Here is a 13,840-nt window from a genome sequence, read left to right on the forward strand (position 1 = left end):
CTAGGCGGCCTCGGGGCCCTGCGCTCCACCGGCTCCCGCTCACCCTTTTCGCTCCCGCTTATTAGATCTAATAAGCGGGAGCGAAAAGGGTGAGCGGGAGTTCTTCCCCAACTTTCAGTGCCACCCGGGTGGCGTTGGGGTCAGGCCGTCAGGCCGAAACCGATTCCTTGCGTTCGTCTTTGGGTTGGTAGCTCTCCCAGAACGACGCGCCGACGATGCCGAGCGCGATCGGATCGAACACGGGATCCTTGCCCTGCTTCTTCTGGCGTTCGTAGTCGCGTAGCGCCTTGAACGCGGGTTGCTGGAGGATCAGGATGCCGACGATGTTGAGCCAGGCCATCAGGCCGACGCCGATGTCGCCGAGCGTCCAGGCTTCGGTAGCCGTCGACACCGCACCGATCGCCACCGACACCAGGATCAGGCCCTGCAGCAGCATGGTGACGTTGGTTCCCACCGTGCTGCGCAGGGGCTGGATGTAGACGGTCGACGCCTTGCCGAGCAAGAACCGCAGATTGGTTTCGGCCATGTAGTAGTAGGCGATGATCGTCGTCAAACAGAAGAAGGCCAGTGAAATGGCGACGAACGACGAACCCGCGCCGCTCCAAAGGGTGTCGAAGCCGGCCTGGACGAACGTGGGACCCACCTCGACGCCGTCGTCAAGCAGCCCGCCGTCGGCGATGACGGCGCCGGAATCGGACTCGCCCTCGAACACGCGGTAGGCCCCGGTCGACAGGATGAGGAATCCGGTCGCCGAACAGATGAACAGGGTGTCGACGTACACCGCGAACGCCTGCACGAGTCCCTGCTTGGCGGGGTGCGACACCTCGGCTGCGGCCGCCGCGTGCGGGCCGGTGCCCTGGCCGGCCTCGTTGGAGTAGATGCCGCGCTTGACGCCCCACATGATGGCCGCGCCGATGATCGCACCGAATGCCGAGTCCAACCCGAAGGCGCTGCTGAACACCATGCGCACGACGCCGGGAACCTCCGAGGCGTTCATCGCGACGATGACGATGGCCAGGACGATGTAGACGATCGCCATGAAGGGGACCACGATCGACGCGAACGCCGCGATCCGCTTGACGCCACCGATGATGATGAACGCCAGGACGATCACCATGCCGATCGCAGCCCAGTAGGTCGAGATGCCCCACGCGTCGTTCATCGCCACTGCCATCGAGTTCGACTGCACGCTCGGGAGCAGCAGCCCGCAGGCGAGCACGGTGACCGCGGCGAAGACGAGGCCGTAGACCTTGAAGTACGGCGCCGCCTTGGTGTGCGCCAGTGCGCGGCTGAGGTAGTACGCGGGACCGCCGCGGTATTCGTTGGTCAGGCGGTCGCGGGTCTTGTAGATCTGGCCGAGGGTGCACTCCACGAACGACGTCGACGCCCCGAGGAACGCGACCATCCACATCCAGAACAGCGCACCCGGTCCGCCGAAGGCGATGGCTGTGGCGACGCCCGCGATGTTGCCGGTGCCGACGCGGCCGGCCAGCGACATCGTCAGCGCCTGAAACGACGAGACGCCGTCGGGGGAGCGTTCACCGTGCAGCATCACCCGGATCATCTCCGGGATCTGGCGTACCTGCACAAACCTGGTGCGCAGCGAGAAGAACACCCCCGCTGCCAGGCAGAGGTACACGAGCGGATTGCTCCAGATGTAGCCGTTGACGGTGTCGAGAAAATCGGTCATGGGAACGTGCTCCGGGATCGGGTGCTGGGTCTCATGGCACGGGGCTCCGTTGTCCGCCGCCGACCTTTACCATTCCATGACCAAAGGATGTTCGCGACGCGAACGGGTGGAGAACCGAACAGGTTGCAACGACACTCGGAAAACGAGCGTCATGGCAATCGGAGTTCACTGGCACGGCGCACCGTCGGACCAGCGGCTTAGCACTCGGAATGTTGGAGTGCCAAAATCGGTTACACTTGTCAGCGATTCACTGACTTCCGGAGGTTTCGGTGCCCACTTATTCGTATGCGTGCACGGAGTGCGACAACAAGTTCGACATCGTCCAGTCGTTCTCGGACGACTCGCTGACCGAATGCCCGCAGTGCACCGGACGCCTCCGCAAGTTGTTCAACAGTGTCGGCATCGTCTTCAAGGGCAGCGGCTTCTACCGCACCGACTCCCGTCCCGGCTCGTCCTCCTCGGACAGCTCCTCGAGCGACAGCTCGTCGTCGAGTTCGGAGTCGAGCTCGACGAAGTCCGATTCGAGTTCGAGTAAGTCAGAGAGCAGCAGCTCGTCGAAGTCCGACAGCAGCTCGTCGAGTTCGAGTTCGACAACCAAAGCTGCCGCGCCGGCCTGATCAACCAGGTCTGAAACCCAGCTAGCCCAATGCCCCGAACCCGGCTAGCCCAACGCCCCGAACCCACCCTCAGGGGTGAGTACCCAGCCGACCGGTACGTCGTACGGTCCTGCGGGTAGGGAGTCGACGAGCTCGTCGTCGTAGATCACCGCGACCACGTCGGCGGTCAGTCCGGTGAGGGTGCGGTCGTAGTAGCCGCCGCCACGGCCCAGTCGGACGCCGGACTTGTCGACCGCGAGCGCAGGGACCAGGATCACCGACGCCGCGCGGATGGCCTCGGCTCCCAGGCGCGAACCGGTCGGTTCCCACAGTCCCCATCGGCCGCGGGCCAGCGACTGCTGGCCGGTGTAACGGGCCCAGTCGAGGCGGTCGGGTTCGCCGGGCGGCACCACCGGGATGAGGACGGTGACGCCGCGGTCGAGCAGGGCGTCGAGCATCGCCAACGATCCGGGCTCCGACTCCACCGGCACGTACGCGGCAACCGTGACGTCGTATTCCAGGCGGAACGGCGCCGCGTAGATCCATTCGGCGAGGTTGGCCGCAGCCTGCTCGCGCGCAAACGGGGACATGCGGGCCCGATGCTCGGTGCCCTCATCCCGTAGTCGTCTCTTCAGAGTCCGCAACCCCGACCATCCCTCGCGCAGATCCCGATGCTTCTCGAACCGGACTGTAGCCGATCGCACACCGCGTCGGACCCGCTACGACCAGGAATTCACCTGTTCGACCGAGGTGACTTGCATCGTGACGACAGGCTTCTGACAGCGAGCTGTCCTAGGGTGGTGACCATGACGTCCAGCACGCAAACCGACGAGTTCACCGAGTACGAAGCCGTACCGAACACTCCGCCGATCCCACGCACCGCCGTCGTCCCCGCGGCCGGTCTGGGTACCCGATTCCTGCCCGCCACCAAGACGGTGCCCAAGGAATTGCTGCCGGTCGTCGACACCCCCGGCATCGAGCTGGTCGCCGAGGAGGCCAAGGCCGCCGGCGCCGAACGTCTGCTCATCGTCACCTCGCCCGGCAAGGACGGCGTCGTCGCGCACTTTGTCGAAGACCTGGTGCTGGAGAACACGCTGGCCAAGCGGGGCAAGGCCGCGATGCTGGCCAAGGTGCGCAAGGCGCCGTCGCTGCTCGAGGTGGCGTCGGTGGTCCAGGAGAAGCCGCTCGGCCTCGGACACGCCGTCGGATGTGTGGAGAAGTACCTCGACGACGACGAAGACGCCATCGCGGTCCTCCTACCCGACGACCTTGTCCTTCCGGGCGGCGTGCTCGAGGTCATGGCCCGTACACGTCAGCGACGCGGCGGGTCGGTGCTGTGCGCGATCGAGGTACCCGGAGACCGGATCTCCGCGTATGGCGTGTTCGACGTCGAGGAGTTGCCCGACGCGCACAATCCGAATGTCAAACGTCTCAAGGGAATGGTGGAGAAACCGGACCCCAAGGACGCTCCCTCGAACCTCGCGGCCGCCGGACGCTACATCCTCGACCGCAAGATCTTCGACGCCCTGCGCCGCATCGAACCCGGCGCCGGCGGCGAGCTGCAACTCACCGACGCCATCGCACTGCTCATCGCAGAAGGCGAGCCGGTGCACGTCGTCGTGCATCGCGGCACGCGTCACGACCTCGGCAACCCAGGCGGCTACCTCAAGGCGGCCGTCGACTTCGCCCTCGACCGCGAGGATTACGGACCCGACCTGCGGGAGTGGCTGCAGAAGCGGCTCGCAGAGGGCTGAGGACATACCACGACTGGTATAAACTCTGGCTGTGGATCGCGCGGAATTGAGCAGACGAACACGGCAGCGTCCATCGGTTCTGCTCAAGAAGCATCGCGACGAGATCATCGAGCTGGTCGCCGCTCATCGGGGCTCGAACGTCCGGGTATTCGGTAGCGCCGCAAGCGGTATCGACACCATCGACAGCGACCTCGACCTCCTCGTCACCTTTCTTCCGGACACGCACCTGGGTGAGGTGGGCATCTTGATGTCGGAGCTCAGCGACTTGCTCGGTATCAAAGTCGACGTGATCAGCGAAGGTGCACTCACTGATGATCGGTTCTCTCGGCGCGTACTCGCCGACGCTGTGTCGTTGTGAGGCGGTGTCCGCCGGCCACCTCCCGGTGGAATTCCGGAACGCCTATTCCGGCCAGCCGTGGGATCTGGTCATCGGCATAGGCAGCACCAATCAGCTCTACGAAACGTCGTGCGCTCAACAGGATTTGCAGTGCTCGTCCAGAAGTACTGCAGTCGATTGCGAATTGATGCCCTTGAGCGTGTCTAGGATTCAGGGCGACATCGGAACGCTATTTCCCGGAGGACCGAGCGCTGCGACCCGCACCACGTAACAACCCGCTGGGCGGACCGACGGCCGCTGATGCCCGCGACTTGATCGCTTATCTCGACGCCACGATGCCGGGCGACGATCTTTCTGGTGAGGAGCGTGCTGCCGTTGTGCGTTGGCAGGGATTGGATCGCTTCTACGAAAGGGTCCAAGCGATTGAACGCGAAATCGACCCTCCCGCCGACTACGAGGCCGAAGAGGTGCGCGACTTTCTTGAGGTTGTGATTCGGCGCCATCCGATCGGTCGCCGTGCGATGGCGTGGCGCGGTATCCGCGACGCGGGGTCGGCTTTGGGCGTCGCGGGCCATGAAGTCGAACAATTGGTCGACCGAGTAGTGCGTGTAGGCGGTTTCTTGGCCACGTCGCCGTTGCGCTCGATTGCTTCTTCATTCACGGTTCCTCCGCGTGATCCCCTCGTTCTCCGTCTGATCGTGCCGGCCGGCACTGGGGTGTTGTGGGTGCCGCCCGCTGGAGTGCCTGCACTCGCTGAGCAGTATGAGCTGTTGATGAGGTCATCGGCCCTGTATATCCTCGGGGTGAGCAGCGGAGAAGATGGGACTCCCGAGCTGACGGCAGAGTTGCGGAGGTGGGACGATGGCGATCATGAATGAACGAGTGCAGGACGACAGCGTCTTTCTGCACTCTGGGGAGCCGCGCCCAGCGCCTCAGTCATTGGGCGCACTGCTGGCCTGCCTTCGTCTCGACTACGCCGACATTGCCGCCCAGCGGGCTGGGCTGCGGCGTTGGCTCGACGACAACGAGCCGTCGAAACGCTTGATGAGCAGCATCGAGCGGCAGGGATTTGGCGACCTGCTGACCTGACAGTCGGTAGCGGTCCGCGCGCCTGCGTCGTACCCTCCGCTCGAACCGCTACAGTTTTCGCTGTGCTGTATCCGGTGAGAGTGCGGTGAAATGCGTTCGGTCGAGGATCATCTGACCCTGGTGACCGCTGCTGCCGTGGCGCCACGGCCGGTGCGGGTGGCGATCTCGGAGTCGCAGGGTTTGATGTGCGCCGAGGAAGTGGTCACCGAGCTGCCCATGCCCGGGTTCGATCAGGCCGCCATCGACGGCTACGCCGTGCGGGCCGTCGACGTCGGGCTCGCGGGCACCATCGCACCCGAGGACATCGAGGACTTCGACACCGCCGGAGCCGAATTGGTGGACCTCGAGCCGAATGAGCCGATGATCGTGTCGTTGCCGGTGGTCGGGGAGATGGAGCCGGGCACCCGCACGCCGACGAGACTGCAACCGCATCAGGCGGTGCGCGTCGAAACCGGTGCGCCCATGCCCACTCTCGCCGACGCGGTGGTCCCGCTGCGCTGGACCGACGGCGGCGAGCAGAAGGTCAAGATCGGTCACGCCGTCGAGAGCGGCGACTACGTCCGACGCGTCGGCGACGACGTGCAACCCGGTGACGTCGCCGTGCGGTCCGGGTCCATCATCGGTCCCGCCCAGGTGGGACTGCTTGCGGCGGTAGGACAGTCGCGGGTGATGGTGCATCCCCGGCCGCGCCTGTCGGTGATCTCGGTGGGCAGCGAACTAGTCGACATCGACCGCACCCCCGGGCCCGGCCAGATCTACGACGTCAACAGCTACGCGCTCGCCGCCGCCGCGCGCGACGCCGGTGCCGACGTGAATCGCGTCGGCATCGCCGAGCGCGAGGCGTCGCGGATGCGGGAAGTGGTTGAGGCGCAACTCATCCGGTCGGAGATCGTGGTGATCTGCGGCGCGGTGGGCGGCAGCGCGTCGCGCGCCATCGCCGACGCCCTGGCCGACCTCGGTGATCTCGAGATCGTGCGCGTCGCCATGCATCCGGGTTCCGTGCAGGGCTTCGGCCGGCTGGGGCGAGACGAGGTCCCAACGTTCCTGCTGCCCGCCAACCCGGTGAGCGCGCTCGTCACGTTCGAGGTGATGGTTCGACCCCTCATCCGCATCGCCCTCGGCAAACGGCAACCCATGCGCCGCGTCATCAAGGCACGCACCATCGGACCGATCGCGTCGGTCCAGGGTCGTAAGGGCTATCTACGGGGACAGCTTATGCGGGACGAACGGTCGGGGGACTACTTGGTGCAGGTGCTCGGCGCGTCGCCGACCGGGTCGTCGCACCTGCTCGCCGAACTCGCCGAGGCAAACTGCCTGATCATGGTCGATCCCGAGGTCGACGAACTCGGCACCGGCGACGAAGTCGACGTCGCGTTCCTCGCGCAACGCGGCTGAGGTTTGCCTTTCACCGCATAAACTCAACTCTTGTGTTCAGGTGGTTGAGCGGTGAGCAGGCCAGTCCGGGGTGGCCGGCGACCCTCGGTCCGTTGCGTTTGCCCGCGGGAGCGGTGAATTTGCGGCCGGTGAAGCTTCGCGACGGCAAGACGTGGAGCGAACTGCGCATCCGCAACCAGAATTCGTTGCTGCCGTGGGAGCCGACCGGCGTCGGAAGCTGGGCCGACCGTCACCAACCGAGTTCGTGGCCGCCGCTCTTCGCGATCCTGAAATCCGAGGCCAAACGCGGCACCATCCTGCCATTCGTGATCGAACTCGACGGTGTGTACGTGGGGCAGCTGACCGTCGGCAACATTCAGCGGGGCGCGGTACGGACCGCGTGGATCGGCTACTGGATCGACGAGGTGCACGCGGGCAAGGGCATTGCGACCGCGGCTGTCGCCCTCGGCGTCGACCATTGTTTCGGCGTGGTCGGGCTGCACCGGCTCGACGCAACGGTTCAGCCGTCGAACGTTGCGTCGCAAAAAGTCTTGAGCAAGGTCGGTTTCCGTCAGGAAGGGCTGCTCGAGCGGTACATGGACGTCAACAAACGCTGGCGCGACCACCTGCTGTTCGCGTTGACCGTCGAAGAGGTGGCCGGCAGCGCCGCCGAGACGCTGGTGCGGGCGGGTCGGGCGAGCTTCCGCTGATGAGCCCACTGGAGATCGTGGTCCGCGGCAACGCGAGCGGCAGGTATGCGCCGGAGTTGGCGGTCGTGGGTCTTGCGGTGCGCGCCGAGGACAACGACAAGGCGACGGTCCGTTCCGCCGCAGCCGCCGCGCACGCCTCACTCACCGAGGCGCTCGCGTCGTTGGAGGCCGACGGTGCGGTGACGACGTGGTCGAGCGATGCCGTGCGCGTCTACTCCCACCGCCCCTACGATCCGAGCGGTGAACGCCGAGAACTCTTGTACACCACAAGGATCGGGGTCGAGGCGACGTTCGTCGACTTCGAGAAGCTCTCCGAGTTCGTCGATCGATGGATCGGCGCCGACGACGTCGAGGTGAGTCGGGTGTCGTGGGCCGTCACCGAGGAGAACCGGCGAGCGTTCGAGCGAGATCTGCGTCGGCTGGCCGTCGACGACGCCGTCGACAAGGCGCAGGCGTACGCCGACGCGGTGGGACGCGGACCGGTCGTGGCGACGCAACTCGCCGATCCCAACATGCTCGCCGAACCGCGACCGATGCCGATGATGCGCGCGGCCGCACCGATGGGCGACACCGGCCCGAGCATCGAACTGCGACCCGAGGACATCGAGATCGTCGTCGCTGTCGACGCACGGTTCGCTGCGGACTGAGTTGCGCTGGCGGCTTGCCCACCCCGCTGCCTGAGGTGCGAGGAGCGCTAGCCGCCGGGCTGAGGAGCCCCATGCGAGGTACGAGCATGGAGCGTCTCGAAGTCGACGAGCCTCGAAGGCCTGGCGAGCCGACAATGTCCTCTCACCCGGGCTTCGAGGCTCTCGGCTGGCGCCTCGAGCACCTCAGCCAGCGGGGTGGCGCCCTCCGGCAAGGGGGCGGACCATCGAGCGGGGTGGTGACTCAAGGTAAGTTCGACATCACAAATTCGCGATGCGACAGAGACGGGGGGCAGATGATGAAGTTGCGTGTGCTTGCGGGGGTCATGGCCATCGGTGCGGGGGTGACGAGTGTCGTGGTGGCGACACCGACAGCCGACGCCGCGCCTGCGCCGTCGGTTCGGGTCTGCGCGTCGTGGTTCGACGGTCGGCCCTACCACGGCGGCGTGACGCTGGTGAATCGCAACTGGTGGGAGATCGGCCGTACCCAGGGGACAACCGGCAACGGCTGCACCGTTTTCCGGAACGTACGGCCGCTCACCACCTACCGGGTGCTGGTGAACACCGAGATCAAGCCCTGCAGTCAGGCGTTGCGGCCCGACGGCAGTTGGTACAAGACCGGCACCAAACGTGACGCGGTCGGTTCGTCGCGGTGGCAGACCACACCACGACACGGGCAGGTCGACCTCGGACGATTCCGGGTCAACATCTCGGAGCAACTCTGTCAGTGAGGTAGCCCGGTTTCATGGCGGTCTTGCTGAGAGGCCGCTATGAAACTGGCCGACTTTGCTCTCCCTCGGCGCGTCTGCGCAGGACCCGCGGTGATCGGCAATAGATTGTCGAGTGAATCCGTGTGACCAGAGTGAAAGAAAGGGAGAGTCACCATGCCCAACTCTGTACTGTGGGTCTGCCTCGTCGCGGTCTGGCTCTTCGTGCTGGTCCCGATGGTGATCAAGGGCCGGCCGCAGATGCTCAGGTCCACCGACATCGCCCGCGCCACCCGACTCCTACATCGCGGCGGAACCAAGACCGCGACGCCGCGTCGACGTGCCGCCGGGCGCCATCCCGACAGCCCATCATGGTCACGCAAGACCAAGGAAGAACGACTCAAGGCGAAGCTCGGCGACGCCGCCGAATCCGACGAGGTCGATTCTGACGCCGCTGATTCGGACGACGAGAAGGTCGAGTCGACGACGGTGCGGCGGGCCTCCGCCGAGGCTGTCGAAGCACCGGTGGTCGACGACGCCGATCTCGACGAAGATGCGGAGGCCGATCAGCCGGCCGATGCCGACGCTGAGGCCGAGGACGCTGAAGACGCCGAGTACGAGGACGAGTACGACGAGGACGCCGAGTACGAGGACGACGCCGACTACGAAGATGCCGAGTACGACGAGGATTACGACGACGAAGACGACTACGAGGCAGAGTCCGAGTACGAGTCCGAAGACGACGACCTCGACGAGGACGAGTACGACGGCTACTCGCGGTCGGCACACGAGGACGACGATGTCCGCGCCGACGATGCCGAGGATGCGACCGAATCCGAGACCGCGCAGCGCTCCGAAGCCGGTCGGGGAAGCCGCGTGCGTGGATCCACCCGCAGCAGTGCGTATTCCATTGAAGACAAGGGTCGCGACCTGCGCTACCGCGAACGGCAGCGCGTCACCATCGGCCTGCTGATCCTGGTGTTCGCGGCAGTCGCCGGCGGGTTCGCCTTCGGGTTGGCGGGCTGGGTCGCAACCGGCGTGACCGCGACACTGCTTCTCGGCTATCTCTTCTACCTACGACGCGCCACCAAGACCGAGCAGAAGATCCGGGCTCAGCGCGCCACACGGGCTCAGCGGGTGCGCCGTCAGGAAGCCGAGCGGCGTCGTCGTATGGAGCAGACCCCCGAATTCGCTGCTGCGCCACCGCCTCCCCGGTTGCGCCGCCCCGGCGGTGCGGTGGTGCTGGAGATCGACGACGAGGACCCGGCGTTCGAGCATCTGCCGCCGTTCCAGCGTCGCCGCGTGATGCGCGAAGAGCCGGAGTACCGCCGCGTCGGCTGACCGAGCGAAAGGCATTTCGTCAATCCGCCGACAACTCGGTACCCCATCGACTTGACTGGTTTGTGCACGACCACTGCCAGTCCAGCGATGGAGGCTCAGGATCATGCCGAAGCCAAAGCCGGTGCGCGTCAAGCACGTAGTGGCGACGTTGTTCGCCGGGGCGTGTGTGACCGCCGCAGCCCTTCCCGCGATGGTCGGCGGTGCCCATGTGTCCGTCGAGCCGGCTCCGGGCCGGTCGGCTTCGTCGGGCCCGCCGATCGTGGTGGTGTCCAAGAAGGTCGTCGTGCCACGGTGGGCCGTACCGGCCGCCCCGGTTGGTCGCGAAACCACCTTGAACACAACGATTTCGACCGTGCCAACCTTCGACGACGGCGCGCGCACCTACGCGCGGTCCTCGACAACCCGATCCAGATTTGTCGACGGTCGATGGTGGTCGGTCTCGGCCGCGACGGTCGGCATGCTCTCGAGTGACGGCGGATGGAAGTCGGTGAGCGCCACGACCGCCCGGTCGGCGACGGTCGACGATCAGGTGCTGTCGATCACCACGACCGTCGCCACTCCGGTCGCCGGAGATGCAGAATCCCTTTCCGTCACCACCACCACCGCTCGGCCCATGTTCGGTGACGGTGGCTGGTTGTACGGCAACGGTCGGGACGCCCTGGTCGTCGATCCTGACTGCACGAGTAACTGCGTCGGCGAGGACGGTGGACTGCTCGGCGGTGACGGCGGTGACGGTGCCTTCGGCGGTGCGGGTGGCAGTGCCTGGCTGTTCGGCAATGGAGGACGCGGCGGGGACGGTCTGAACGCGGTGTACGACAGCACCGGACGGTGGTGACGGCGACCAATGGTGGCGTGGGCGGCGACGGCGGACTGCTGAGCGGAAGCGGCGGCGACGGCGGCAACGGCGGCTGTGACATTCAAACGTCCGGGGTACTCGGCGCCATCGCCGGAGACGGCGCCATCGCCGGAGACGGCGCCATCGGCGGTGCCAGCGGATTGTTCGGTGGCAACTCGGGCCGCGGAGGCGACGGCGGCGATGCGTACGCGGCCTACGGTGACGCCTTTGCGGGTGACGGTGCCGACGCCGGTTCGCGCATCTCGGATCTCAACTTCTTCGGTGACAGCGGTGGCGGCGGCAACGGCGGCGACGCCACAGCGGTCAATGGCAACGCGACCGGCGGAAATGGCGGAAATGGCGGCGACGCCAAGGGCGGTCACACCACGACCGGCGGCAAGGGTGGCAACGGCGCTTACGGCGGCTTCATCGGCAATGGGAACGGCGGCAACGGAGGGAACGGTGGCAACGCCGACTCCGCCGACACGAAGACCGGAACGGCGAACGGCGGAAACGGCGGAAACGGTGATGATGGTGGCGTGGTGGCCGGCAATGGTGGTGACGGCGGGAACGGCGGAAATGCCAACGGCGGCAACAAGAACAACCCCGGAAACGGCGGCGACGGAGGGAACGGCGGCGTCGGGGGCAACAACGGTGACAACGGTAACGACGGTGACGGTGGTGACGACAGCGGGAGCTGACGAGTGAGGTGCTCCTGCGTCGATCACCAGCAACGCTCGTGTAGCACCGAATCAGCGCTACGCTGATGCATGGCGAATCTGACGATCATAGTCGACGACGAGACGCTGAAGCGAGCCCGGATTCGCGCCATCGAACGTGGTGAATCGGTGAATCAGTATCTGGCGCAACGTCTTGTCGAGTATGCCGACGCGGACACCGCACGTTCGCGTCGGCAACGGGCGGCCGCCGACTTTGTCGATTTGTCCCGCGAGTTGAGTGGCAGCTCCGAAGGTGCCGGCTGGACACGTGAAGAGCTGTACGACGAGCCGCGCAAGGCGCAGCGGTGACCGTCTTTCTCGACACCAACCTCCTCGCGTATCAGTTCGACGACAGTCTCCCGGGTAAGCAGTCCCGTGCCCGCGAGGTGTTCGCCGCACATGCCGCTGACGCGGTGATCAGCACACAGGTGCGTGTCGAATTGCACTCGGTGCTGATCCGCAAACTCGGTCGGTCGCGGTCTGAGGCTGCCAGAGTTCTCGACTCGTTGCCGCTTGACGTCATCCCCGCGGATGCCGAACTTGTTCGGGTGGCTGCGCACACCGCCGCACGACACGAGCTGTCGATCTTCGACGCGATGATCCTGGAAGCGGCTGTCCGCGGTGGGTGCGACGAACTCTGGACCGAGGACCTGGCGGACGGCGGCACTCTGCGGGGAGTGCGTGTCGTCAATCCGCTGAGCTGACGTGCTTTTGCCCAACCAGAGTCCGTCGAAGTCTGCCGACGACTAGAATCGCTGTACCGAGCATCCTCCAGTGCCTCATTGGGGAGGACACGATGCAGACGACGACTCGTCGGCCTTGGACGCTCATCTGCGCTGCCCTGTTGATGGCGGCGGTCGTCGGAATCTCGATCATCTGTGCTCCGGCGGCGACCGCCGAACCCCGACAACCCACACTGCCGTTCGGCACGCCCTGGTACACGGTCTGGGTCAACAAGCCGAACGCCCAACCCGGGTATGTCTTTCTACACCACCGGAATGGCGGTCGCGCTTCCGATCCAGCTCGACCTCTCGCTGTTCCCACCGACCCGACCGGCCAACATCATCGCCGACAAGTCCGGGCGTGAAGTGTTCCGCTACACCCGCCGAGCGGTCAGCTGGTCGCCGACTTCCGCGCCCAGACGTACCGGGGCCGCAAGGTGCTCACCTGGTGGCAGGGCGACGGAACCAACGGCATCGGCTCGGGCGTGCACTACATGGCCGACACCCGCGGCCGCATCATCAAAAGGGTCACAGCGGGTGCCGGATTGACGTCGGACCTGCACGAGTTCCAGCTCACCCCGGACGGCCGGGTGCTGATCATCTCGTACGTGCCGGTCCCTGCCGACCTCACCCCGGTTGGCGGGCCACGCAACGGCACACTGTTCGACTGCGTCGCCTCGGTCATCGACGTCGCGTCCGGACGAGCACTGACGCGCTGGTCGACGCGGGCCCACGTCCCCTTCACCGAATCGACGATGCCCCTCGCGGCGGGTAGTTCCACCTACGACGCCTACCACATGAACTCGGTCTCGCTCGATCCGTCCGGAAACCTGCTGATGTCGTTCCGGAACATCAATGCCGTCATCCGCACCGGCAGGGTGAATTGGCAACTGGGCGGCAAACATCCGACCCTCGCCATGGGTCCGGGAACCTCGATCGCCGGGCAGCACGACGCCCAGTTCACCGACGCCAACACGGTCCGCGTGTTCAACAACAACGAGGACGGCAACAATCAGCTCGGCTATTCGAGCATCAAGTGGATCCGGATCGATCCCGCTCGCCGCACGGCCCGATTAGTAGGCGCCACAACGCACCCCGCCGGTCTTGCCAGTTTGGCGATGGGCAATGCGCACGGCCTGTCCAACGGCGGCGTCTTCGGTGGCTGGGGCTCGTCACCACACATCTCGGAGTTCTCCCGCTCGGGCGAACTCGTCTACGACGCCACGCTGCCGGTCGGGACGTATCGCGCGTATCTTGGCGCCTGGCCGTGAGTTTCGGTGGCAACGAGGCTCTGCGCCTGGGTTCGGGGCGTCAGCAAACGT

17 protein-coding genes are annotated in these 13,840 nt (G+C 65.9%); 15 read left to right on the forward strand and 2 right to left on the reverse strand.

Annotation, left to right across the window (positions count from 1 at the left end; translation table 11 throughout):
* Positions 1–148 precede the first annotated feature (148 nt).
* Positions 149–1,690 carry an alanine/glycine:cation symporter family protein gene (locus ACWDTF_RS10335; protein WP_355275113.1) on the reverse strand — a complete coding sequence of 514 codons (1,542 nt, stop codon included), beginning with the start codon at positions 1,688–1,690 and terminating at the stop codon, positions 149–151.
* Positions 1,691–1,959: 269 nt separating this feature from the next.
* Between ACWDTF_RS10335 and ACWDTF_RS10340 the strand changes: the two genes are divergently transcribed.
* On the forward strand, positions 1,960–2,307 hold the full coding sequence (locus ACWDTF_RS10340) for an FmdB family zinc ribbon protein (RefSeq protein WP_355275115.1): 348 nt from the start codon (positions 1,960–1,962) through the stop codon (positions 2,305–2,307).
* A 44-nt stretch (positions 2,308–2,351) separates the two neighbouring features.
* Here the strand turns inward: ACWDTF_RS10340 and ACWDTF_RS10345 are convergent, their stop codons facing one another.
* Positions 2,352–2,930: a 5-formyltetrahydrofolate cyclo-ligase gene (locus ACWDTF_RS10345; protein ID WP_433259439.1), complete on the reverse strand. Its 579-nt coding sequence runs from the start codon at positions 2,928–2,930 to the stop codon at positions 2,352–2,354.
* A gap of 162 nt (positions 2,931–3,092) precedes the next feature.
* Here ACWDTF_RS10345 and ACWDTF_RS10350 point away from each other — a divergent pair, with 162 nt between their 5' ends.
* The 14 genes from ACWDTF_RS10350 to ACWDTF_RS10415 all read left to right on the forward strand — a co-directional run bounded on the left by ACWDTF_RS10350 (position 3,093) and on the right by ACWDTF_RS10415 (position 13,789).
* Entirely contained in the window at positions 3,093–4,040 is a 948-nt protein-coding gene (locus ACWDTF_RS10350) for a UTP--glucose-1-phosphate uridylyltransferase (RefSeq protein WP_240856399.1), read from the forward strand.
* 31 nt (positions 4,041–4,071) lie between these two features.
* Positions 4,072–4,398, forward strand: coding sequence for a nucleotidyltransferase family protein (locus ACWDTF_RS10355; protein WP_240856400.1), 327 nt, complete (start codon positions 4,072–4,074; stop codon positions 4,396–4,398).
* A gap of 290 nt (positions 4,399–4,688) precedes the next feature.
* The gene (locus ACWDTF_RS10360; protein WP_240856401.1) at positions 4,689–5,255 is read left to right on the forward strand and encodes a hypothetical protein; all 567 of its coding nucleotides are present in this window, start codon (positions 4,689–4,691) and stop codon (positions 5,253–5,255) included.
* A complete protein-coding gene (locus tag ACWDTF_RS10365) occupies positions 5,239–5,466 on the forward strand; it encodes a hypothetical protein (RefSeq protein ID WP_240856402.1) in 228 nt (75 codons plus the stop codon). The genes ACWDTF_RS10360 and ACWDTF_RS10365 overlap by 17 nt, the downstream gene beginning before the upstream one ends.
* A gap of 90 nt (positions 5,467–5,556) precedes the next feature.
* Entirely contained in the window at positions 5,557–6,861 is a 1,305-nt protein-coding gene (gene glp, locus ACWDTF_RS10370) for a molybdotransferase-like divisome protein Glp (RefSeq protein WP_240856403.1), read from the forward strand.
* Between the two features lie 32 nt (positions 6,862–6,893).
* Entirely contained in the window at positions 6,894–7,550 is a 657-nt protein-coding gene (locus tag ACWDTF_RS10375) for a GNAT family N-acetyltransferase (RefSeq protein ID WP_240856404.1), read from the forward strand.
* Complete coding sequence (locus tag ACWDTF_RS10380) at positions 7,550–8,197, forward strand: SIMPL domain-containing protein (protein WP_240856405.1); 648 nt, start codon at positions 7,550–7,552, stop codon at positions 8,195–8,197. Before ACWDTF_RS10375 ends, ACWDTF_RS10380 begins: the two co-directional genes overlap by 1 nt.
* A gap of 293 nt (positions 8,198–8,490) precedes the next feature.
* Positions 8,491–8,925, forward strand: coding sequence for a hypothetical protein (locus tag ACWDTF_RS10385; protein WP_355275122.1), 435 nt, complete (start codon positions 8,491–8,493; stop codon positions 8,923–8,925).
* Positions 8,926–9,078: 153 nt separating this feature from the next.
* The gene (gene sepX / locus ACWDTF_RS10390) at positions 9,079–10,242 is read left to right on the forward strand and encodes a divisome protein SepX/GlpR (RefSeq protein ID WP_240856407.1); all 1,164 of its coding nucleotides are present in this window, start codon (positions 9,079–9,081) and stop codon (positions 10,240–10,242) included.
* Between the two features lie 103 nt (positions 10,243–10,345).
* Positions 10,346–11,077, forward strand: a complete 732-nt coding sequence (locus tag ACWDTF_RS10395; RefSeq protein ID WP_449754345.1) for a hypothetical protein — start codon at positions 10,346–10,348, stop codon at positions 11,075–11,077.
* Positions 11,074–11,778 carry a hypothetical protein gene (locus tag ACWDTF_RS10400; protein WP_449754346.1) on the forward strand — a complete coding sequence of 235 codons (705 nt, stop codon included), beginning with the start codon at positions 11,074–11,076 and terminating at the stop codon, positions 11,776–11,778. Before ACWDTF_RS10395 ends, ACWDTF_RS10400 begins: the two co-directional genes overlap by 4 nt.
* 69 nt (positions 11,779–11,847) lie before the next feature.
* Positions 11,848–12,105, forward strand: a complete 258-nt coding sequence (locus ACWDTF_RS10405) for a hypothetical protein (RefSeq protein ID WP_355275130.1) — start codon at positions 11,848–11,850, stop codon at positions 12,103–12,105.
* Positions 12,102–12,500, forward strand: a complete 399-nt coding sequence (locus tag ACWDTF_RS10410) for a PIN domain-containing protein (RefSeq protein ID WP_240856409.1) — start codon at positions 12,102–12,104, stop codon at positions 12,498–12,500. The genes ACWDTF_RS10405 and ACWDTF_RS10410 overlap by 4 nt, the downstream gene beginning before the upstream one ends.
* A 413-nt stretch (positions 12,501–12,913) precedes the next feature.
* A complete protein-coding gene (locus ACWDTF_RS10415) occupies positions 12,914–13,789 on the forward strand; it encodes an arylsulfotransferase family protein (RefSeq protein ID WP_449754368.1) in 876 nt (291 codons plus the stop codon).
* Positions 13,790–13,840 lie beyond the last annotated feature (51 nt).

It is taken from the genome of Gordonia sp. NPDC003422 (genome assembly GCF_053588675.1).

Coding starts and splice junctions, on each gene's coding strand:
- ACWDTF_RS10350 (WP_240856399.1), top strand. CDS start 3,093: ATGACGTCCAGCACGCAAACCGACGAGTTCACCGAGTACGAAGCCGTA.
- ACWDTF_RS10335 (WP_355275113.1), bottom strand. CDS start 1,690: ATGACCGATTTTCTCGACACCGTCAACGGCTACATCTGGAGCAATCCG.
- ACWDTF_RS10385 (WP_355275122.1), top strand. CDS start 8,491: ATGATGAAGTTGCGTGTGCTTGCGGGGGTCATGGCCATCGGTGCGGGG.
- glp (WP_240856403.1), top strand. CDS start 5,557: ATGCGTTCGGTCGAGGATCATCTGACCCTGGTGACCGCTGCTGCCGTG.
- ACWDTF_RS10380 (WP_240856405.1), top strand. CDS start 7,550: ATGAGCCCACTGGAGATCGTGGTCCGCGGCAACGCGAGCGGCAGGTAT.
- ACWDTF_RS10405 (WP_355275130.1), top strand. CDS start 11,848: ATGGCGAATCTGACGATCATAGTCGACGACGAGACGCTGAAGCGAGCC.
- ACWDTF_RS10395 (WP_449754345.1), top strand. CDS start 10,346: ATGCCGAAGCCAAAGCCGGTGCGCGTCAAGCACGTAGTGGCGACGTTG.
- sepX (WP_240856407.1), top strand. CDS start 9,079: ATGCCCAACTCTGTACTGTGGGTCTGCCTCGTCGCGGTCTGGCTCTTC.
- ACWDTF_RS10365 (WP_240856402.1), top strand. CDS start 5,239: ATGGCGATCATGAATGAACGAGTGCAGGACGACAGCGTCTTTCTGCAC.